17 protein-coding genes are annotated in these 18,652 nt (G+C 69.9%); 7 read left to right on the plus strand and 10 right to left on the minus strand.

The genetic code is table 11. From position 1 onward, the window contains the following. Nucleotides 1-47 precede the first annotated feature (47 nt). Complete coding sequence (locus ABN611_RS39565; protein WP_350277440.1) at nt 48-791, plus strand: DUF899 family protein; 744 nt, start codon at nt 48-50, stop codon at nt 789-791. On the opposite strand, the gene ABN611_RS39570 is transcribed toward ABN611_RS39565, so the two are convergent. Next, nucleotides 775-1,383 carry a dihydrofolate reductase family protein gene (locus tag ABN611_RS39570; RefSeq protein ID WP_350277441.1) on the minus strand — a complete coding sequence of 203 codons (609 nt, stop codon included), beginning with the start codon at nt 1,381-1,383 and terminating at the stop codon, nt 775-777. The genes ABN611_RS39565 and ABN611_RS39570 overlap by 17 nt on opposite strands. A gap of 73 nt (nt 1,384-1,456) precedes the next feature. On the opposite strand from ABN611_RS39570, the gene ABN611_RS39575 reads away from it, so the two are divergent. Together ABN611_RS39575 and ABN611_RS39580 are read left to right on the plus strand one after the other, a co-directional pair. Beyond that, the gene (locus tag ABN611_RS39575) at nt 1,457-1,996 is read left to right on the plus strand and encodes a helix-turn-helix domain-containing protein (RefSeq protein WP_350277442.1); all 540 of its coding nucleotides are present in this window, start codon (nt 1,457-1,459) and stop codon (nt 1,994-1,996) included. Next, nucleotides 1,993-3,273, plus strand: coding sequence for an MFS transporter (locus tag ABN611_RS39580; RefSeq protein ID WP_350277443.1), 1,281 nt, complete (start codon nt 1,993-1,995; stop codon nt 3,271-3,273). The genes ABN611_RS39575 and ABN611_RS39580 overlap by 4 nt, the downstream gene beginning before the upstream one ends. Here the strand turns inward: ABN611_RS39580 and ABN611_RS39585 are convergent. After that, nucleotides 3,213-3,839: a TetR/AcrR family transcriptional regulator gene (locus ABN611_RS39585; RefSeq protein WP_350277444.1), complete on the minus strand. Its 627-nt coding sequence runs from the start codon at nt 3,837-3,839 to the stop codon at nt 3,213-3,215. The genes ABN611_RS39580 and ABN611_RS39585 overlap by 61 nt on opposite strands. A 121-nt stretch (nt 3,840-3,960) precedes the next feature. On the opposite strand from ABN611_RS39585, the gene ABN611_RS39590 reads away from it, so the two are divergent. Next, nucleotides 3,961-4,827 (plus strand): alpha/beta hydrolase, encoded by an 867-nt coding sequence (locus tag ABN611_RS39590; RefSeq protein WP_350281745.1) that lies wholly within the window; start codon nt 3,961-3,963, stop codon nt 4,825-4,827. On the opposite strand, the gene ABN611_RS39595 is transcribed toward ABN611_RS39590, so the two are convergent. Next, the gene (locus tag ABN611_RS39595) at nt 4,792-6,318 is read right to left on the minus strand and encodes a UDP-N-acetylglucosamine 1-carboxyvinyltransferase (protein WP_350277445.1); all 1,527 of its coding nucleotides are present in this window, start codon (nt 6,316-6,318) and stop codon (nt 4,792-4,794) included. The two genes, ABN611_RS39590 and ABN611_RS39595, sit on opposite strands and share 36 nt — an antisense overlap. A 186-nt stretch (nt 6,319-6,504) precedes the next feature. Here ABN611_RS39595 and ABN611_RS39600 point away from each other — a divergent pair, with 186 nt between their 5' ends. After that, entirely contained in the window at nt 6,505-7,722 is a 1,218-nt protein-coding gene (locus ABN611_RS39600; protein WP_350277446.1) for a hypothetical protein, read from the plus strand. A gap of 4 nt (nt 7,723-7,726) precedes the next feature. Here the strand turns inward: ABN611_RS39600 and ABN611_RS39605 are convergent, their stop codons facing one another. The 6 genes from ABN611_RS39605 to ABN611_RS39630 all read right to left on the minus strand — a co-directional run bounded on the left by ABN611_RS39605 (nt 7,727) and on the right by ABN611_RS39630 (nt 16,356). Further along, the gene (locus tag ABN611_RS39605; protein WP_350277447.1) at nt 7,727-8,005 is read right to left on the minus strand and encodes a muconolactone Delta-isomerase family protein; all 279 of its coding nucleotides are present in this window, start codon (nt 8,003-8,005) and stop codon (nt 7,727-7,729) included. A gap of 79 nt (nt 8,006-8,084) precedes the next feature. After that, nucleotides 8,085-8,534: a hypothetical protein gene (locus tag ABN611_RS39610; protein WP_350277448.1), complete on the minus strand. Its 450-nt coding sequence runs from the start codon at nt 8,532-8,534 to the stop codon at nt 8,085-8,087. A 107-nt stretch (nt 8,535-8,641) separates the two neighbouring features. Further along, nucleotides 8,642-11,254: a pyruvate, phosphate dikinase gene (gene ppdK / locus ABN611_RS39615; RefSeq protein WP_350281746.1), complete on the minus strand. Its 2,613-nt coding sequence runs from the start codon at nt 11,252-11,254 to the stop codon at nt 8,642-8,644. Between the two features lie 421 nt (nt 11,255-11,675). Continuing rightward, nucleotides 11,676-13,634, minus strand: coding sequence for a VWA domain-containing protein (locus ABN611_RS39620; protein ID WP_350277449.1), 1,959 nt, complete (start codon nt 13,632-13,634; stop codon nt 11,676-11,678). A gap of 1 nt (nt 13,635) precedes the next feature. Further along, nucleotides 13,636-15,033, minus strand: coding sequence for a sigma 54-interacting transcriptional regulator (locus tag ABN611_RS39625; RefSeq protein ID WP_350277450.1), 1,398 nt, complete (start codon nt 15,031-15,033; stop codon nt 13,636-13,638). Nucleotides 15,034-15,078: 45 nt separating this feature from the next. After that, a complete protein-coding gene (locus ABN611_RS39630) occupies nt 15,079-16,356 on the minus strand; it encodes a serine hydrolase domain-containing protein (RefSeq protein ID WP_350277451.1) in 1,278 nt (425 codons plus the stop codon). A gap of 145 nt (nt 16,357-16,501) precedes the next feature. Between ABN611_RS39630 and mug the strand changes: the two genes are divergently transcribed. Continuing rightward, nucleotides 16,502-17,002: a G/U mismatch-specific DNA glycosylase gene (gene mug, locus ABN611_RS39635; RefSeq protein WP_350277452.1), complete on the plus strand. Its 501-nt coding sequence runs from the start codon at nt 16,502-16,504 to the stop codon at nt 17,000-17,002. Here the strand turns inward: mug and ABN611_RS39640 are convergent. Further along, entirely contained in the window at nt 16,995-17,924 is a 930-nt protein-coding gene (locus ABN611_RS39640) for an alpha/beta hydrolase (RefSeq protein WP_350277453.1), read from the minus strand. The two genes, mug and ABN611_RS39640, sit on opposite strands and share 8 nt — an antisense overlap. 112 nt (nt 17,925-18,036) lie before the next feature. Between ABN611_RS39640 and ABN611_RS39645 the strand changes: the two genes are divergently transcribed. Further along, nucleotides 18,037-18,609 carry a TetR/AcrR family transcriptional regulator gene (locus ABN611_RS39645; protein ID WP_350277454.1) on the plus strand — a complete coding sequence of 191 codons (573 nt, stop codon included), beginning with the start codon at nt 18,037-18,039 and terminating at the stop codon, nt 18,607-18,609. Nucleotides 18,610-18,652: the final 43 nt, after the last annotated feature.

Genomic DNA, 18,652 nt, shown 5'->3' on the forward strand with positions numbered 1-18,652 from the left:
CGGTTCCGACGTACCCGGGTACCACGGAATCGACGGAAGGAAGTGCCATGACCATGGCTGACACACCGGCTGACACACCGCTGCCCCAGGTTGCCGACCGCGCCACCTTCGAGGCGCGACTGGAAGAGCTCCGGGTCCGCGAGAAGGCGCACACCCGCGAGGGTGACGCGATCGCCGCGGCCCGCCGGCGGCTGCCGATGGTCGAGGTCGACGCGAACCTGGAACTGACCGGCCCCGACGGACCGCTGACGCTGCTCGACGCCTTCGAAGGACGCAAGCAGCTGCTCGCGTACTACTTCATGTGGCATCCCGGACACCCCGCCGCCGACCAGTGCCAGGGCTGCACCTGGTGTACGACGCATGTCGGCGAGCTGTCCTACCTGCATTCCCGCGACATCACGTTCGCGGTGTTCTGCCAGGGACCGTACGACGAGAGCAAGCGCTACCACGAATTCATGGGCTGGACGATGCCGTGGTACTCCGCGCTGCCGTCGCTCGACGAGCTCCTCGTCGGGCGGACCACCGGGATGATGCACCTGGTGTCGTACGCCCGCGACGGCGACCGCGTCTTCGAGACCTGGTGGACGACGCGGCGCGGCGTCGAGGTGATGGACAACAGCTACTCGCTGATGGACCTGACCGTCTACGGGCGCCGGGAGGACTACGAGGACTCCCCCGCGGACTGGCCGCAGGAGTGGGAAGCCGGCGGCCTGACGACCGACGGCCGGCCGATCCCGCAGTGGTCCCGCGTCGAGGCTGGCCGCGACGACGACCTCAGCCGCCGGCCGTGACGCAGTACCGCATCCAGATCACGCCGTCCTCGAAGACCTCCGTGCCGGCGTGACGGAGCTGGAGGCGCCGGGTGTCGTACCACCGCTCGCCACCCACGAGCACCGGATGCACGAGCAGCGCGAGCTCGTCGACCAGGCCGAGCGTGAGGCACGTCCGCAACAACGCCCCGGACGAGTCGACCCGCACGGTCCGCGCACCCCGGCGCCCCAGCACCTCCAGTACTTCGGTTAGATCGACCTCCTCGTACCCGGTGACGAGCTCGCGGGTCGTCGCGTCGAGCGGGCGCGCCGGGGTCTGGTCGGCGTACAACGCGAGAACACCGGACCAGTACCCGAGCTCCCGTAGCGATTCCCAGCTACGGACCCGGGCGCGATCGTCGACCACCGCGAGCAGCGGCCCGTCCGCTCGCGGACCACGCCGCGGAGCGGCCCGTACGACGTCCTCCTGGGCCCGGATGGTGTCGGCGTCCATCAGCGTGACGTCCTCCTGCCACAGCGTCGCCAGCGCGTAGAACCGCGCGAGGTCGACGTCGAATCCCGACGTCACCCCGTCCAGCGAGACCGCCAGGTGAGCCACCACATGAGGCCGCATGGCCCCGAACCTAGGTGCCGCCACCGACAATTCCCAGTTGCAGAGACTTCTCTGCAGAGATTACTCTGCATCTATGCGACGGATCGATGCCCGGAGCCTGCGCGGTCTCGCCCACCCGCTCCGGATGCGCATCCTGGAGGCGATCGAGCTCGACGGACCGGCGACGTCCAGCACGCTGGCGACGCGGCTCGGCGAGAACACCGGGACGATCAGCTGGCACCTGCGGCTGCTCGCCGAGCACGGGTACCTCGAGGAGGACCCGGACCGCGGCACGAAGCGCGAGCGCTGGTGGCGGATCCCCGGCCCCACCGTCCTCGACCCGTCCGAGTTCCTCGACGACCCGGAGACGCGCCGCGCGCTCGACGTGTACCTGCGCGACCTCGTCGAGCGGTACTACGACCGCGTGCGGGCGTACGTCGACGAGGACTGGCCGGCCGAATGGCAGCAGGCCGCCGGGCTCTCGGACTGGCGTGACCTGCGGCTGACGCCGGAGCAGCTGCACAGCCTCAACGAGGAGCTCGGTGCGGTCATCGAGCGCTACACGGGGGCCGAGGCCGCCGACGGCGCCGAGCGCGTGATCGTCCAGCTGCAGTCGTTCCCGCGTCGCTCATGAGCCTGCTGCGGTCGCATCGCGACTTCCGGCTGTTCTGGATCGGCGAGACGGTCAACCGGTTCGGCAGCGCGACGTCCTCGGTAACGTTGCCGCTGGTCGCGATTTCGATGCTCGACGCAACGACCTTCGAGGTCGGCCTGCTGACCGCGGCGGCCTGGGCGCCGTGGCTGCTGATCGGCCTGCCGACGGGTGCGTGGATCGATCGGGTCCGGCGACGACCGGTCATGCTCGCCGCCTGCGCCGTGTCCGGACTTCTGCTGCTGACGGTTCCGGTGGCCGGAGACCTGCTGACGATCGAGTTGCTGCTGGTCGTCGCGGGCTTCGTCGGCGCGGCGGCGGTCGTGTTCCAGACGGCGTACACCGCTTACCTCCCGACGCTGCTGGATCCGGCGGATCACGCGGAGGGCAACGCGAAACTGCACGGCAGTGCGTCCGCTGCGCAGATCGCGGGACTCGGGTGCGGTGGGCTCCTGGTGCAGCTCGCCGGTGCGGCGAACGCGTTGCTCGTCGACGCCGCGAGCTTCGTGGTCGCCCTGCTCTGCCTGGGCGCGATCCGTTTCCGGGAACGCCGTACGGACGTTCCTCGCCGGGCCGGGGCGATCCGGGAAGGCATACGGCTGGTTGCGCGCGACGTCTGGCTGCGAACGCTGACGATCTTCGGCGCGGTCTCGAACCTTGCGCTGATGGGGTACCAGGCGATCGTCGTCGTGTTCCTGGTCCGCGAGGCCGGGCTCTCGGCGGGGGCGGTCGGCTCGCTGATCGCGGCGGCGTCGAGCGGGGGCATCCTCGGTGCGCTCGTCGGGCGTCAGGTGATGCGGTTCGGGACGGCGCGAGCCTTGCTGGTGTGTGAGCTGGGGCTGCCGACACTCGCGCTGCTGATCCCGTTGGGCGGTTCGAGTCCGTGGTTCTACCTGGTCGGAGCGTTCGGGGTGAGTCTGGGTGTGGTCGGCGGGAACGTCGTCAAGGCGACGTTCCTGCAGTCCTATTGCCCGCCGGAGCTGTTCGGGCGACTCACGGCGACGACCGCCTTCGTCAACTACGGCACCATCCCGCTCGGCGCGCTCCTCGGCGGGACGCTCGGCCAGACACTCGGGCTGACTCCGGCGCTCTGGATCACCACGACCGGCGTACCGCTGGCAGGCCTCGTCCTCCTCGCCTCACCGATCCGCCGGCGCCGCGACCTCCCGACGCACCGGCGCGAGGCCGAGGACGCGGCTCACCAGGGCGCCGCAGTTCCGGGGACCAGCGCCGCCTCCAGCCGGGACCTGACCGCCTGACGGGCGCGCTCGTAACCCGACTCGTCGTTGTGCAGGATCGACGCGAGGTTCGCGGCTTCGTAGTACGCGTTGAGGTCGAACGCCAACTGCTTCGCGTCCCCCGCGAGCTCGCCGCGCTCGATGGCCTCGGCCACCGCGGTCTCGATGAGGTCCATCCACTCGGTGTGTACGGCGGCCAGGTACTCCTGCACCGCGCCCTCGCGCGCGGAGAACTCGTGCGACACCTTCTGGAAGAAGCATCCGCCGGGGAACACCCGGCTCCGCGAGTACTCCAGCCAGTGCCGGCTCAGCGCCCACACCCGCCCGAGCCCGGGCTCGATCTCGTACGCCGGAACCACGACGCTGTCGGCGTAGATCCGGCGCGCCGCCCGCACCGTCGCGAGCTGCAGCTCCTCCTTGGAACCGAAGTGCGCGAACAGCCCGCTCTTGCTGATCCCGAGCTCGGTCGCGAGCCGTCCGATCGACAACCCCTCGAGCCCGTCGACCGACGCGATCTCGACCGCACGACGCAGTACGGCGCGGCGGGTCTGGTCACCGCGCGCCAACCGTCCGTCGATCTTCTCCACGAGCACCGATCCTAATCCGTTGACTGCTACGCTGGCGCAAACTAATAATACGACCGTTCGTATAGTTTGCGGAGGGGTTCTCATGCAGAAGCTGGTCAGCGTCGGATTGCAGACAATCGGAGTGTTGTCACCGCGACTCAGCGGACAGCTCGCGTTCAAGCTGTGGCGGCGACCGCTCGCCCGCGGCCAGGTCCGTCCGGACGAACAGAGCGTCCACGAGGCGGCCCGAGTGGAGATTGTCGACAATGTGACGACGTACGCGTGGGGCGACGGCAAGCGCCCGGTGCTGCTCGTGCACGGGTGGCGGTCGCGCGCGTCGCGGTTCGCGGGGCTCGTCACGCGGCTGCTCGAGCTCGGGTACAGCCCGGTCTCGTACGACGCCCCGGCGCACGGGGACTCCGAGGGCGAGGTGGTGTCGATCCTCGGCCACCAGCGGATCATCCGCGCGCTGGAGGAGCGGCACGGCCCGTTCGACGGCGTGATCGCACATTCACTGGGCGCACTGTTCGCGCTGTACGCGGTGCGGGAGGGTGTCGCCGCGCAGCGGCTGGTGATGATCAGCGGCGTCGCCGAGTTCGGCTACCTCGCCGACGCGTTCTGCGCCCAGCTCGGCCTGGGCCCGAAGATCAACCGGGAACTGCGACGGCAGATCGAGCGCCGGTACTTCGACAGCGACGACCAGATCTGGACGCGGTTCTCGGCGGCCACCGGGAAGGTCGAGCTCCTCGTGATCCACAACGACGAGGACGACATCGTGGACCCGCGGCAGGCACAGGTGCTCCTCCGGAGCTACGGCGAACGCGCCCACTTCCTGCCGACGACCGGCCTCGGCCACCGCAGGATCCTCTCGGACCCCGCGGTGATCACCGAAGCGGTCGCGTTCCTCCAGGACGCGGACGTCCCCTCAAGTGTCCCCTCAAGTGTCCCCTCAGATGTCCCGTCAGGCGTCCCGTCAGATGTCGCGGAAGGTCTCGATCTGAGCGCCTAGCGAGTTCAGCCGGGCGGCCAGGTCCTCGTAGCCGCGGTTGATCACGTAGATGCTGCGCAGCACCGACGTACCCTTCGCGGCCAGCATCGCGATCAGCGTGACCACGGCCGGGCGGAGCGCCGGCGGGCACATCACCTCGGCGCCGGAGAAGTGCGTCGGGCCCTCGACCATCACCCGGTGCGGGTCGAGCAGCTTGACCCGGCCGCCGAGCTTGTTCAGGTCGGTCAGGTAGATCGCCCGGTTCTCGTACACCCAGTCGTGGATCAGCGTCTGCCCGGTGGCGGTGGCCGCGATCACCGCGAAGAACGGCAGGTTGTCGATGTTCAGGCCCGGGAACGGCATCGGGTGGATCTTGTCGATCGGCGCGTGCAGCTTCGACGGCCGGGTGGTCAGGTCGACGAGCCGGGTGCGGCCGTTCTCGGCGAGGTACTCCGGGCTCCGGTCGTACTCCAGGCCCATCTCCTCGAGCAGCGCGAGCTCGATCTCCAGGAACTCGACCGGCGCCCGGCGGATGGTGATCTCGGACTTGGTGACGATCGCGGCGGTGAGCAGGCTCATCGCCTCGATCGGGTCCTCGGACGGCGCGTAGTCGACGTCCACGTCGATGTCGGGCTTGCCGTGCACGGTCAGCGTGGTGGTGCCGATGCCGTCGATCCGGACGCCGAGCAGGTCGAGGTAGAAGCACAGGTCCTGGACCATGTAGTTCGGGCTGGCGTTCCGGATCACCGTGACGCCGTCGTACCGCGCGGCGGCCATGATCGCGTTCTCGGTGACGGTGTCCCCGCGCTCGGTCAGCACGATCGGCTTGCCCGGCGTGATGGTCCGGTTCACCAGCGCGTGGTACTGCCCGCCGGTCGCCTTCACCTCGAGGCCGAACGGGCGCAGCGCGGCCAGGTGCGGCTCGACGGTGCGGGTGCCGAGGTCGCAGCCGCCGGCGTACGGCAGCTCGAAGGCGTCCTCGCGGTGCAGCAGCGGGCCGAGGAACATGATGATCGAGCGGGTCCGGCGGGCCGCCTCGGCGTCCATCGACCGGAGGTCCAGGTCGGCCGGCGGCACGATCTCCAGGTCGCCGGCGTCGTTCAGCCAGGTGGTCCGGACGCCGATCGAGTTCAGCACCTCGAGCAGCCGGTTCACCTCTTCGATCCGGGCGACCTTGCGCAGCGTCGTCCGGCCCCGGTTCAGCAGGCTGGCGCAGAGCAGCGCGACGCCGGCGTTCTTGCTCGACTTGACGTCGATGGCGCCGGACAGTTGCCGGCCGCCCGCGACGCGGAGGTGGACCGGCCCGCCGCCGAGAGAGACAATTTCGGAATCGAGCGCCTCGCCGATCCGGGCGAGCATCTCGAGGGTGAGGTTCTGATGACCCTTCTCGATCCTGTTCACCGCACTCTGGCTGGTGTTCAGCACTTCCGCCAGCTGCGTCTGCGTCCAGCCGCGGTGCTTGCGGGCGTCCCGGATGAGATTTCCGATCCGGCTCAGGTAGTCATCGGTCATGGCCGGGACCTTATCTCACATGTGAGATACGGCGGTGCCGACCCGCCGCTGGCAGCGTAGCGAATGTCACCCCGCCACCGGTACCCAGGTCGACCAGGCGCCATGTGACCCCGTATGACCTGCGTGAATCGCCCGCCCCCTACAGTTACCCCCAACTCCCGCCGCACCCCGGAGAGGATCCGCACGATGCCCGACGACACCTCCGCCGCGGTGGTCAACGAGTTCGAGGCGGAGTCGTGGCCGCTGGAAGCAGCCGCCGACAGCCTGCACCAGGTGATCGACGGCTTCCAGAACGGTGACACCCGGCCGCTGGTGATCGGGGACGGCGACCAGCCGGTGCTCGTGGTGCTGGCGATCGCGGACCTTGCCGACTTCCGCGCGCGGATCGCGGAGCTGCTCGCCAACCCGGTCGACGCCGGCTGGCTGCGGTACTACCTGCGGTCGAACTTCGACATGAGTTCTGAGCGGCTGGTCGAGCTGCTCGGCGTGGACACCGACCACGGGCTCTCGTCGTTGGCCAGCCAGGTGAACGTCGAGCAGGCCGCGACGCTGATGCCGGACCACCTGCGTCGCACCGAGGCCGGCGGGAACCCGCTGATGCTGATCGGCGACGGCACCATGGCGACCGCGGCGCTGCTGTCCTTCCAGGCGTTCCAGGTGCTGCTCGCGCTGGACGGCGGCGGGAAGGGGGAGGACGACTCCTGCGCGCACGACGACGAGGAGAAGCCGACGACGCCGCTCGAGGTGCTCGCCGAGCGGATCGGCCCGGTGTCGACGCAGCTGGTCGCGCAGATCAACGCGGGCCGCGAGCCCGGCCTGCCGCGGTACGAGCTGCACTTCGAGGACGACCTCGTCGAACACCTGCGGGACCTCGAGACGCGGGCCCAGAAGGCGCCGGGCGGCGGCGCGTACGACGAACTCAACGAGCTGCTGCACCAGTTCGACCAGATGCGCAGCGGCCTGGTCGAGGCGGAGGCCGTCGAGCCGGACGAGGCGCCGTACCTCGAAGCAACCGATCTGAAGGCGGCGCTGCCGGACATCCGGGACGCGTTCCGCGAGGGCGCCGACGACCCGTACCTGGTCGGCCTCGACGGGCGGCCGCTCGCGGGGTTGATCTCGTACGACCTGTACGAGGAGCTGCAGAAGGTGTCGGTCGAGCTGGACGGGACCGACGAGGCACCGGTGCTGCCACTTCCACAGCCGCGCTGGGAGAACGGGCCGCGGCTGCTGCCGTTCGACATCGCGCTCGAGATGTGCGAGGCGGTGATCGAGGACATCACCAACGGCGAGGCGTCGATGCTGTTCATCGCCGACGAGGAGAACGACCCGGAGCTCGTCCTCGCTCCCCTCGTCTGGCTGTGGGCGTACGTCGACCACCTGGACCTCGAAAGCGCCGAGGCCTGAGGACCTAGCTGAACGGGAACAGCGGCTGCCACTCCGCGAGGGTCGCGATCTCGTAGACGCCGGCCGGGGTGTAGGGGTCCTTGGCGAGGATGTCGCGGAGCTCCGCCTCGTCCGCGACGTCGTACACGAGAAGCGCGCCGGTCTGGTCGGCGAACGGTCCGGCGGCGACGAGCTTGCCCGCCTCCCGCAGCGCGGCGAGGTACTCACGATGGGCCGGGCGGACCGCCATCCGGCGGTCGGTCTCGGCGACGTCGAAGCGCAACTGCACGACAAATTGGGCCATGGCCAGAACTCTACAACGGCCTTGAAAACAAGAGGATTTGGTGCGGGAAAGGGAGTCACGAGCCGCCACAGCGGCTGGTTCAGGTCAGACCCGAAAGTCGACGAGTGATCTCCCTTCCCGCCCGGATATTCTCACCGTCCCGCGGGGCAGTATGCAAGGGTTTGGTGAAGGAAATTCCTACTGACAGTTGGTTCAGATAACGCTTCGTGATCGAACCCCCGGCGCGGTTGATGAAAGCCCCGATGCAGTCGTACAGACCGTCACGCCGCTCGGTTGTCAAGGCCCGATGACCGGAGTACGACGACAAGAGTTCGAGGTACTCCGAGCGCGAATACTCCTGCTCCCACACGAATCTTCGGCACTCCACGGACCCGAATCTCCCCGACCGCTCGAGCTCCGCCGACCCGTCCGGTACGTCGTCCGCAGCCGGCAGCCCGCCCTGCACCGGGTCGTCGGTGAAGCGTTCGTAGCAGGACTGCACGTCCGCGAAGAACCGCTCCGACCCACCCGCGACGTGATGCGTCGACACGACCGCCAGCGCGTCGCCCGCTCAGCCACACGCTGCCCGGCAACCTTGGGAACCCACCAACCGAATCGAGGCCGCGAAAACGGTTGGTGGGTGCTCAAAGTTGCGATTCAGTCCAGCGCCGCCCGGCCGGACTCCAGGCGGGCGACGGGGATGCGGAAGGGCGAGCAGGAGACGTAGTCGAGGCCTGCCTCGTGGAAGAAGTGGATGCTGTCGGGGTCGCCGCCGTGTTCGCCGCAGACGCCGAGCTTGAGGTCTGGCTTCGCGGCGCGGCCGCGGTCGATTCCGGTGCGGACCAGCGCGCCGACGCCCTCGCGGTCGATCGACTCGAACGGCGACACCGCGAAGATGCCCTTCTCCAGGTAGCGCGGGAAGAACGCGCCCTCGACGTCGTCGCGGCTGAAGCCCCACGTCGTCTGGGTCAGGTCGTTCGTCCCGAACGAGAAGAAGTCGGCCGCCGCCGCGATCTGGTCCGCGATCACCGCGGCCCGCGGCAACTCGATCATCGTCCCGATCGGGATCTCCGTGTCCACACCGACCTCTGCGAGCACGCGTTCCACCTCGTCGCGGGCCAGGTGCAGTTCCTGGACCGCGCCGACCAGCGGGATCATGATCTCCGGCCGCGGATCCTTCCCCCGGCCGCGCAGTTCGGCGGCCGCCTCGGCGATCGCGCGGACCTGCATCGCGAACAGGCCCGGGATCACCAAGCCGAGCCGTACGCCGCGCAGGCCGAGCATCGGGTTCTGCTCGTGCAGCCGCTCGACCGCCGCGAGCAGCTTCGTGTCGTGGTCCGATTCCTCGCCGCGCTCGCGCGCCACCGCGACCTTCACCGCCAGCTCCTCCATCGACGGCAGGAACTCGTGCAGCGGCGGATCGATCAGCCGGATCGTCACCGGCAGCCCGTCCATCGCGTCCAGCAACTCCAGGAAGTCCCCGCGCTGCAACGGCTCCAGCTCCGCCAGCGCCGCCTCCCGGTCCGCGTCGTTGTCCGCGAGGATCAGCCGCTCGACGGACTCCCGCCGCTCACCGAGGAACATGTGCTCGGTCCGGCACAACCCGATCCCCTCGGCCCCGAACCGCCGCGCCCGCGCCGCATCGTCCGCGGTGTCCGCGTTCGTCCGTACGCCGAGCCGCCGGACTTCGTCCGCGTGCGAGATCAGCCGGTGCACGGACGCGACCAGCTCGTCGCCGGCATCCGCCGCCAGCGTGCCCTCGAAGTACTGCACGACCGGCGACGGCACGACCGGGACCTCGCCGCGGTACACCTCACCGGTGGTGCCGTCGATCGAGATCGTCTCGCCGGCCTCGATCACCGTGCCGTTCACCTTGATGGTGCCCTGGGCAACGTTCACGTCGAGCTCGTCCGCTCCGCAGACACAGGTCTTGCCCATGCCGCGCGCGACCACCGCCGCGTGCGAGGTCTTGCCGCCTCGGCTGGTCAGGATGCCCTGCGCCGCGATCATGCCGTGCAGGTCGTCGGGGTTCGTCTCCCGGCGGACCAGGATCACCTTCTCGCCGCTCTCCGCCGCCTCGACCGCGGCCGCCGAGGTGAACACGACCTTGCCCGACGCGGCGCCCGGCGACGCTCCGATCGCCTTGGTCACCGGGTCTTTCGCGGCATCGGCGTCGAACCGCGGGAACATCAGCTGCGCCAGTTGCGCGCCCTTCACCCGCCGCAACGCCTCGTCGGTGTCGATCACGCCTTCGTCGATCAGGCTGGTCGCGATCCGGAACGCGGCCGCCGCGGTGCGCTTGCCGACGCGGGTCTGCAGCATCCAGAGCTTGCCGCGCTCCACGGTGAACTCGATGTCGCACAGGTCGCGGTAGTGACCTTCGAGCGTGGCCATGATGTTCATCAGGTCGTCGTACGACGTCTTGTCGATCTGCTCGAGGTCCGCCAGCGGGACCGTGTTGCGGATGCCCGCGACGACGTCCTCGCCCTGGGCGTTCTGCAGGTAGTCGCCGTACACGCCGGGCTGCCCGGTCGACGGGTCGCGGGTGAACGCGACGCCGGTGCCGGAGTCCATGCCGAGGTTGCCGAACACCATCGAGCAGATGTTGACCGCGGTGCCGAGGTCGGCCGCGATCCGCTCCTGGCGGCGGTAGAGGATCGCGCGGTCCGAGTTCCACGAGCGGAACACGGCCTCGGTGGCGAGGTCCATCTGGCTGCGCGGGTCCTGCGGGAACTCGCGGCCGGTGCGCTCGTGGACCGCCTGCTTGAAGGTCTCGACGAGCGCCTTCAGGTCGTCGGCGTCGAGGTCGAGGTCGGTGCGCGCGCCCTTGGCCTCCTTGGCGGCGTCGAGCGCCTGCTCGAACACCTCGCCGTCCATGTCCAGCACGGTCTTGCCGAACATCTGGATCAGCCGCCGGTACGCGTCCCAGGCGAACCGCGGGTTGCCGGACTGGTGCGCGAGGCCGTTCACCGAGTCGTCGTTGAGGCCGACGTTCAGGACGGTCTCCATCATCCCGGGCATCGACGCGGCGGCACCGGAGCGCACCGAGACCAGCAGCGGGTCGTCGGCCTGGCCGAGCTTCTTGCCCATCTTCTGCTGCAGCAGGTCGACGTGGTGGTCGATCTCGTCCGCCAGCTCGGCCGGCACCGCACCGGTCTCCAGGTACGCGCGGCAGGCGTCGGTGGTGATGGTGAAGCCGGGTGGCACCGGCAGGCCGAGATTGGTCATCTCGGCCAAGTTCGCGCCCTTCCCGCCGAGCAGGTCCTTCATGTCCTTGTTGCCTTCGGCGAAGTCGTACACGAGTTTCGGCACGGTCACTCCCTGGGGTGCAGGTGGGTGTTTTCAGGCGCGGGAAGATGGCCCGCTGGCCCGTCGGCTCCGGCGGCGGGGGCGTGCTTTCAGAGTAAGCCCAAAAAGCAGTCCAGTTGAACACTGGTCTCACGATGCCGACGTGACCCTCCCCACAGCTCGAAGGCCGGAAAACCCTTACAGCATTGACAACGCGAGACAACAGGCCGCTTCTCCAACGATTCCCAGCCAACCAGGTTCGCGCCGCCGCCGGACCCGCCCTACGGCCGTTCCGAGGAGGCCAAAGGTCCCGATCCGCGGACAGCAAAACGGGACCTCGGACATCTGGTCAGATGTCCGAGGTCCCGGTGGGGTGTCCGCGGTCCCGCTGGGATGTCGCCGGCTACAGCTTGCGGCGGGTGCGGAGGTAGTCGCCGACGACCGCGGCGCCGAGGCCGTCCGCGTCGGGGGCGAGGACGCGGCCCCCGCTGCGGCGGGCGAGCAGGTCGACGAACGCGTTCAGCCGCGGGTCGTCGCCCAGCCGGAAGACGGTCAGCGACGCGCCGAGCTTGGCGAGCCGGTCGACCTCGAAGATCGTCTTGCGGAGCGTGGCCGGCTCCGGCGGGTACGAGAACTCCGCCGTGCCGTCGGGCTCCAGGTGCGCGGTCGGCTCCCCGTCCGTCACCATCAGCACCACCGGCTGCGCGTCCGGGTGCCGCCGCAGATGCCGGCCCGCGAGCAGCAACGCGTGGTGCGCGTTGGTGCCCTGCTCCCAGGTGCCTTCCATCCCGATCAGCTGCGGCAACTCGACCACCCCGGCGTACCGGCCGAACGTGATCAGCTGCAGCGCGTCGTTGCGGTACCGCGTCGAGATCAGCTGATGCAACGCGAGCGCCGTCCGCTTCATCGGCAGCCAACGGCCCTCCTGGACCATCGACCAGGACGTGTCGACCAGCAACGCGACCGCGGCTCGCGCCCGGTGCTCGGTCTCCGCGATCTCGACATCGGCCACGTCGAGCTTCACCGAACCACTGCGTGAAGCAGTCCGCAGTACGGCGTTCCGCACCGTCCGCGGCACGTCCCACGGCTGCGTGTCGCCGAACTCCCACGGCCGCGTCGATCCGCTCAGCTCACCGGCTGCGCCCGCGTTGGCCGCGTCCCGTTCGCCGGATCCGCGCGCGGTCCGCAGTACGTCGGCCAACGCGGTCTGACCGAGCTGACGCAGCGCCTTCGGCGACAACCGCAGCGAACCGTCGGGCGCCCGCTCGATCAGGCCCTGATCACGCAGCTGCCGCTCCAGCTCAGTCAGCCGGCGGGCGTCGACCGTCGCCTCGTCGCCCAGCTGACGGGTGAGCGCGTCGAGGTCGATGTCCTCCAACCGCGCACCCGGGTACGACTGGGCCAGCTGCTCGGCCAGCGCATCCAGCTCGGCCAGGTCGGACATCGCCCGCGCGCCGTCGGCGAGCCCGAGCGGGTCGTCGCCGCTCATCCGCTCCGACCCGGACCAGTCCTCCCCCGGCCGCAGCGACTGCAGCTGAGCGTCCAGCTGTGCCAACTGCTGCGCGAGTTGCGGCGACCCGAACGCCTGCTGCGACAGCTCCATCAGCTCGGCCCGCTGCTCGGGCGTCATCGAGTTCAGCATCCGCTGCGCCGCGGCCGCCCGCTGCGCGAGGACGTCGATCAGCTCGTCGACGTTCCGCGGGTTCTCCGGGAAGAACTCGCCGTGCTTGGCCATGAACTCGTCGAACAACCGCGGTACGTCGGGACGCCCCTGCGCGTGCGCCGCGAGCAGCGCGTTGAGGTCCGTCAGCATCTCGTTGATCCGCTCGACGTCCTCGGGCGTGGTCTGCTGCAGCGCCTCCTTCATGCCCTCGAACCGCGAGCCGAGCAACTCCCGGCCGAGCAGATCGCGGATCTGCTCGTACTTCTCCCGGGCCTCCGACGACTCCCACTGGTAGTTCGCCAGCTCCCGGACCGCGGCCGCCGTACCGGACGGGAGCGCGTCGAGCTCGGCCTCCTTGAAGCCGGCGTCGTCGGACGGGTTCGGGAACAGCTCGCGGCGCTCGGCCTGGAGTGCCTCGTCGAGCAGCCGCTGGACGTCCTGGAGGGTGCCGTCGAGGTTGTGCCGCCGCTGGATCTCGCGGCGACGCTCCCACAGGCGGCGGGTGAGGTCGTCCAGGCCCTGGGTGTTCCGGGTGCCGCGCCGGAGCAGCTCCTCCAGCGCGGACCGCGGCGACGACCCGTTCATGACGTCCCGGCCGATCTCGTCCAGCGCGTCCCGCAGGTCCGCCGGCGCCTTCAGCGGATCCGGCCCGTCGTGCCACGGTCCGTAGGACCAGCCTTCCGGGATTGAAGCCGACATCTCAGGCCCCGTAGATCGTGGTGTCGTTGTCGGCGTCCTTCGCCACCCGTTTCGACAGGTACAGCATCTCCAGGGCGAGTTCGACCGCCGCAGCGATCCGGCCGGACGAGTCGTCCGGTTCGACACCGGCCCGGGCGGCCACGTCGTGCAGGACCGGCAGCTCGGGCAGCGCGGCCAGCACCTCCCGGCCCGGCACCCGCTCACCGGTCGTCACAAGGTTGCCGTCAGCAACGGCATGGGCAAGTGGAGTGAGGTCGAGTCCGGCGAACCGTTCGCGCGCGGTGTCCGCCACCGATCGGCGCAGCAGGTACTCGAGCAGCTCGATCTCGCGCCCTTCCTCGCCGGGCTCGAACTCGAGCTTGCCCCGCAGTACGGCGGGAACGGCCTCGAGATCCACCGGCCGGGCGACGGCCGGCTCCTCACCGGTGATCGCGGACCGGCGCAGGGCCGCGGCAGCGATCGTCTCGGCCGCGGCGACCGCGAACCGCGCGGACACGCCGGAGCGCTGGTCGATCGAGGTCGACTCCCGCAGGTGCCGGACGAAGCGCGCCAGCACCTCCAGCAGCGGCTCGCCGACCTCGGCGGTGAACTCGGCCTCCTGCCGGATCACGTCCACCTCGGCGTCGATGTCGAGCGGGTAGTGGGTCCGGACCTCGGCGCCGAAGCGGTCCTTCAGCGGAGTGATGATCCGGCCGCGGTTGGTGTAGTCCTCCGGGTTCGCCGTTGCCACCAGCAACACGTCGAGCGGCAGCCGCAGCGTGTACCCGCGGACCTGGATGTCGCGCTCCTCCATCACGTTCAGCAGCGCGACCTGGATGCGCTCGGCGAGGTCGGGCAGCTCGTTGATCGCGACGATGCCGCGGTGCGAGCGCGGGACCAGGCCGAAGTGGATGGTCTCCGGGTCGCCGAGACTGCGGCCCTCGGCCACCTTCACCGGGTCCACGTCACCGATCAGGTCACCGACACTCGTGTCGGGCGTCGCGAGCTTCTCGGCGTACCGCAGGTCGCGGTGCAGCCAGGCGACCGGAAGGTCGTCCCCGAGCTCGGCGGCGCGGCGCCGGGAGGCGGGCGTGATCGGGTCGAGCGGGTGCTCGGGCAGCTCGGCGCCCTCGATGACGGGCGTCCACTCGTCCAGCAGGCCGACCAGGGTCCGAAGCAGCCGGGTCTTGCCCTGACCGCGCTCTCCCAGGAGTACGACGTCGTGCCCGGCGAGCAGGGCGCGTTCGAGTTGCGGGATCACCGTGCGGGTGAAACCGACGATGCCGGGCCAGGGATCACGCCCAGCCCGGAGCTCTTTCAGCAGGTTGTCACGGATCTCGGTCTTGATCGACCGAGGGAGGTGTCCGGCGGCCCGGAGGTCACCGGCCTTACGGGGAAGTTCAGCAGGTGCACTAGTCACGTGTGAGACGTTAGCTCGGTCACCCCAGGACGCACGTGGTTTATCTCAACGCCTGGGCGTGACCCGTCCGGAGGTGAAGACGTGCGTGGGCGTGAACGTGACCGGCACCCACGGGTGCGCCGGTGACTCCCGGGTGACGAAGTGGTTGCCGTCGTCCGGCGCGGTCGGGCGCAGCTCGTAGACGTGCTCGGGGTCCTCGGAGAACAGCAGCCGGTCCCCCGTCGCCCGGTAGACCATCACGAGCTCGTCGTCGCGCTTCGCGACGTCGAGCCGGACGCTGGCGCGCTCGTACCGCCCGGCGTGCCGGTCGTCGACGGGCACGTCGATCGGCTGCGGGGCCTCCGGGTGCGCGACACCGGCGTACTCGGTGAACACCTCCGAGGCGAGCGGTTCGAACAGCCGGGTGCCGTTGCCGGAGTTCGTCAGCAGGCACATGACCAGGCGCGCCTCGGGGTCGATCCGCAGGAACGCGAGCTGCGAGATCGTCGAGCCGTCGTGCCCGAACAGCCGGCGCCCGCCCCAGTCGTAGATCCGCCAGGTCAGCCCGAGATCGACGAACCCGCCGATCCCGGCCGCGAACGGGACCTGCGGCTCCTGCATCCCGGCGTACCGCTCGTCCGTCAGGTGCGCCCGGGCGAACTCCAGGACGTCAGCGGCGCTCGCGGTGATCGTCCCGGCGGGGCCGATGCTGCGCGGCAGTTGCCAGGTGTTGACCCGGGAGCCGTCCGTCGCGAGGTGACCGACGGCGGCGCGGTGCAGGATCGCCTCCTCCGGCAGCGTGACGGTTCGGCTGAGCCCGAGCGGGTCGATCAGGCGGGCTTTGAGCGACTCGTCCCAGGTCCGGCCGTCGAGTACTTCGATCAGGCGGCCGAGGAGCACGAATCCGGCATTGCAGTACGAGTACGCGGTGCCGGGCTCGAAGAGCTGGTCGACGTCGGCGAGGAGCGCGACGTACCGCTCCACGCAGTCGTCGCCGCGGCCGGTGTCGGTGAACAGGTCGCCGTCGATGCCGCTGGTGTGAGTCAGCAGGTGACGGACTGTGATCCGCTGATCGACCGGTGCCTCAGGCAACAGTTTGACGACCGGATCGTCCAGCCGCAGCCGGCCCTCGGCGGCCAGCTGGACGATCATCGACGCGGTCCACGGCTTGCTCACCGAGCCGATCTGGAACAGCGAGTCCGCAGTCGTCTCGACGCCGGTGTCGGCGTTCAGCACGCCGTACGGCACGAGGGTCGTCGTCCCGTCGTGCCAGATCCCCAGCACCGCCCCGGTGACCTCGGCCGCCACCGCCAGCTCGTTCAACCTGTCCGACCAGTCGCGCATGGGCCCAACCTACGTCGTGGCGTTCCGTACCGAAGAACGGGTAGTGGTCACCCGAGCATGGGCCGGCTGAGCGGTGGCCGGGCAGGTGGGCGGCCGAGGGGCGGCACCACTACCCGTTCTTCCGTACAGGCCTAGGCTGTCCCGCGTGGACGCGATTCCGGATGTGATCGGCGACGGCTTGCGGGTGCTGTTCTGCGGTATCAACCCCGGGCTGATGTCGGCGGCGACCGGGCACCACTTCGCGCGGCCGGGGAACCGGTTCTGGCCGGCGCTGCAGCTGAGCGGGTTCACGCCTAGGCAGCTGAAACCGAGCGAGCAGCAGGAGCTGCTGACCTACCGCCTCGGCATCACCAACGTGGTCGACCGGCCGTCGGCGAAGGCGGCAGAGCTGTCCCGGGCGGAGCTGGTCGCGGGCGGCGAGAACCTCGTGAAGAAGGTGCTCGCCGTCCACCCGGAATGGCTGGCGGTCCTCGGCGTCACGGCGTACCGGGACGCCTTCGGCGAACGTACGGCGGCAGTGGGCAAGCAGGACCGGATGATCGGCGAGACCCGCGTCTGGGTGCTGCCGAACCCGAGCGGCCTGAATGCCCACTTCACGTTGCCGAAGCTCGCCGCCGCCTTCGCCGAGCTGGAGCGGGTCAGTTGAGCGCCTTGCGCAGGGTCGAGACCGCGAGCTCGATCGCGGCGTTCGCGGCGTAGGTGTCGCGGAGCGCGTCCAGCATCACGAAGTCGTGGATGATCGCGGCGAACCGGACCGCCGTCGTCGGTACGCCGGCCTCGAGGAGCTTCGCGGCGTACGCCTCGCCCTCGTCCCGCAGTACGTCGGCCTCACCCGTGATCACGAGCGCCGGCGGCAGGCCCGTGAGCTGCTCGGTCGTCGCGCGCAGCGGTGACGCGGTGATCTGGTTCCGCTCGTTCTCGTCGGTCGTGTACTGGTCCCAGAACCACTTCATGCCCTCCAGCTGCAGGAAGTAGCCCTCCCCGAACTCCTTGTACGACGCGGTGTCGAACGCCGCGTCCGTCACCGGGTAGAACAGCACCTGCTGGACGAACTTCACGTCGCCGCGCTCCTTCGCGAGCAGCGTGACCGCGGCCGTCATGTTCCCGCCGACCGAGTCGCCGGCGATCGCCAGCCGCTCCGGGTCCAGGCCGTGCTCCTTGCCCGCGGCAAGGATCCAGCGGGCGACGGCGTAGTTCTGCTCCAGCGCGTGCGGGTACCGGACCTCGGGCGAGAGGTCGTACTCCGGGAACACCACCGCGGCGCCCGCGCCGACGGCGAGTTCGCGGACCAGCCGGTCATGGGTGTGCGCGTTGCCGAACACCCAGCCGGCGCCGTGGATGTAGAGGATGACGGGCAGCACGCCGGTCGCCCCCTGCGGCTTCACGATCCGGGCCCTCGTGCCGTCCGCGGCGGTCACCCACTCCTCGTCGACCGGCAGCTTCGGGTAGTCGGTGGTCTGCACCTCGTCGACGGCCTTGCGGCCCTCCTCCGGGGACAGCTGGAACAGGTACGGCGGTCGCGCGGTCGCGTCGGCGAAGGCCTGGGCGGCGGGCTCTAGAACGGTCATGGTCATCCTCCTGGTCTCTGCGGAGAACGCTCGTTCTCCGGCGGCGTTTGCTACTGTAGGAGAACGATGGTTCTCCGCGCAAGGTGGCGCGGGTCACGCAGGAGGTGGACCGATGGTCCTGGACACCGGGACGGCGCAGCGGCAGGTGCTGGACGCGGCCGACGCGCTGTTCTACGAGCGCGGCGTGCAGGCCGTCGGGATGGACGCGATCCGGGCGGCGTCCGGGGTGTCGCTGAAGCGGCTGTACCAGCTGTTCCCGTCGAAGGAGAAGCTGATCGAGGCCTACCTGGACCGCCGCGACGCGCTCTGGAAGTCGATGCTCGCGGAGCATGTCGACGCGGCGACGGACCCGCGCGACCGGATCCTCGCGGTCTTCGACTTCCTGTACGCCTGGTTCCAGCAGCGCGACTACCGGGGCTGCGCGTTCATCAACTCGTTCGGCGAGCTCGGCACCGTGTCGCCGCGGGTCGCCGAGCTCGCGCTCGAGCACAAGGAGGGCTTCCGCCGCGCGCTCGCCGAACTGGCCGCGGAGGCCGGCGCCGCCGATCCCGAAGCACTCGCGGACCACCTGATCCTGCTCAGCGAGGGCGCCATCACCCGCTCCGCGATCTCCGGCACCGCGGCCCCCGCGGTCCGCGCACGCGAGGCCGCGACCATGATCCTGGACGCCTCTCTGCGGAGCTGACACCACGCATTGGGCAGGATGGGCGCATGCGTCTGCCCGAGTT

Origin of the sequence: Kribbella sp. HUAS MG21, assembly GCF_040254265.1 — a bacterium.
GTDB lineage: Bacteria > Actinomycetota > Actinomycetes > Propionibacteriales > Kribbellaceae > Kribbella.

Bases quoted from the DNA above. Each gene is read 5' to 3' on its own strand.
- ABN611_RS39570 (WP_350277441.1), bottom strand. From the start codon at position 1,383: ATGCGGCCTCATGTGGTGGCTCACCTGGCGGTCTCGCTGGACGGGGTG.
- ABN611_RS39630 (WP_350277451.1), bottom strand. From the start codon at position 16,356: ATGCGCGACTGGTCGGACAGGTTGAACGAGCTGGCGGTGGCGGCCGAG.
- ABN611_RS39640 (WP_350277453.1), bottom strand. From the start codon at position 17,924: ATGACCGTTCTAGAGCCCGCCGCCCAGGCCTTCGCCGACGCGACCGCG.
- ABN611_RS39565 (WP_350277440.1), top strand. From the start codon at position 48: ATGACCATGGCTGACACACCGGCTGACACACCGCTGCCCCAGGTTGCC.
- ppdK (WP_350281746.1), bottom strand. From the start codon at position 11,254: ATGAAGGACCTGCTCGGCGGGAAGGGCGCGAACTTGGCCGAGATGACC.
- ABN611_RS39575 (WP_350277442.1), top strand. From the start codon at position 1,457: ATGCGACGGATCGATGCCCGGAGCCTGCGCGGTCTCGCCCACCCGCTC.
- ABN611_RS39620 (WP_350277449.1), bottom strand. From the start codon at position 13,634: ATGTCGGCTTCAATCCCGGAAGGCTGGTCCTACGGACCGTGGCACGAC.
- ABN611_RS39600 (WP_350277446.1), top strand. From the start codon at position 6,505: ATGCCCGACGACACCTCCGCCGCGGTGGTCAACGAGTTCGAGGCGGAG.
- ABN611_RS39595 (WP_350277445.1), bottom strand. From the start codon at position 6,318: ATGACCGATGACTACCTGAGCCGGATCGGAAATCTCATCCGGGACGCC.
- ABN611_RS39580 (WP_350277443.1), top strand. From the start codon at position 1,993: ATGAGCCTGCTGCGGTCGCATCGCGACTTCCGGCTGTTCTGGATCGGC.
- ABN611_RS39605 (WP_350277447.1), bottom strand. From the start codon at position 8,005: ATGGCCCAATTTGTCGTGCAGTTGCGCTTCGACGTCGCCGAGACCGAC.
- ABN611_RS39645 (WP_350277454.1), top strand. From the start codon at position 18,037: ATGGTCCTGGACACCGGGACGGCGCAGCGGCAGGTGCTGGACGCGGCC.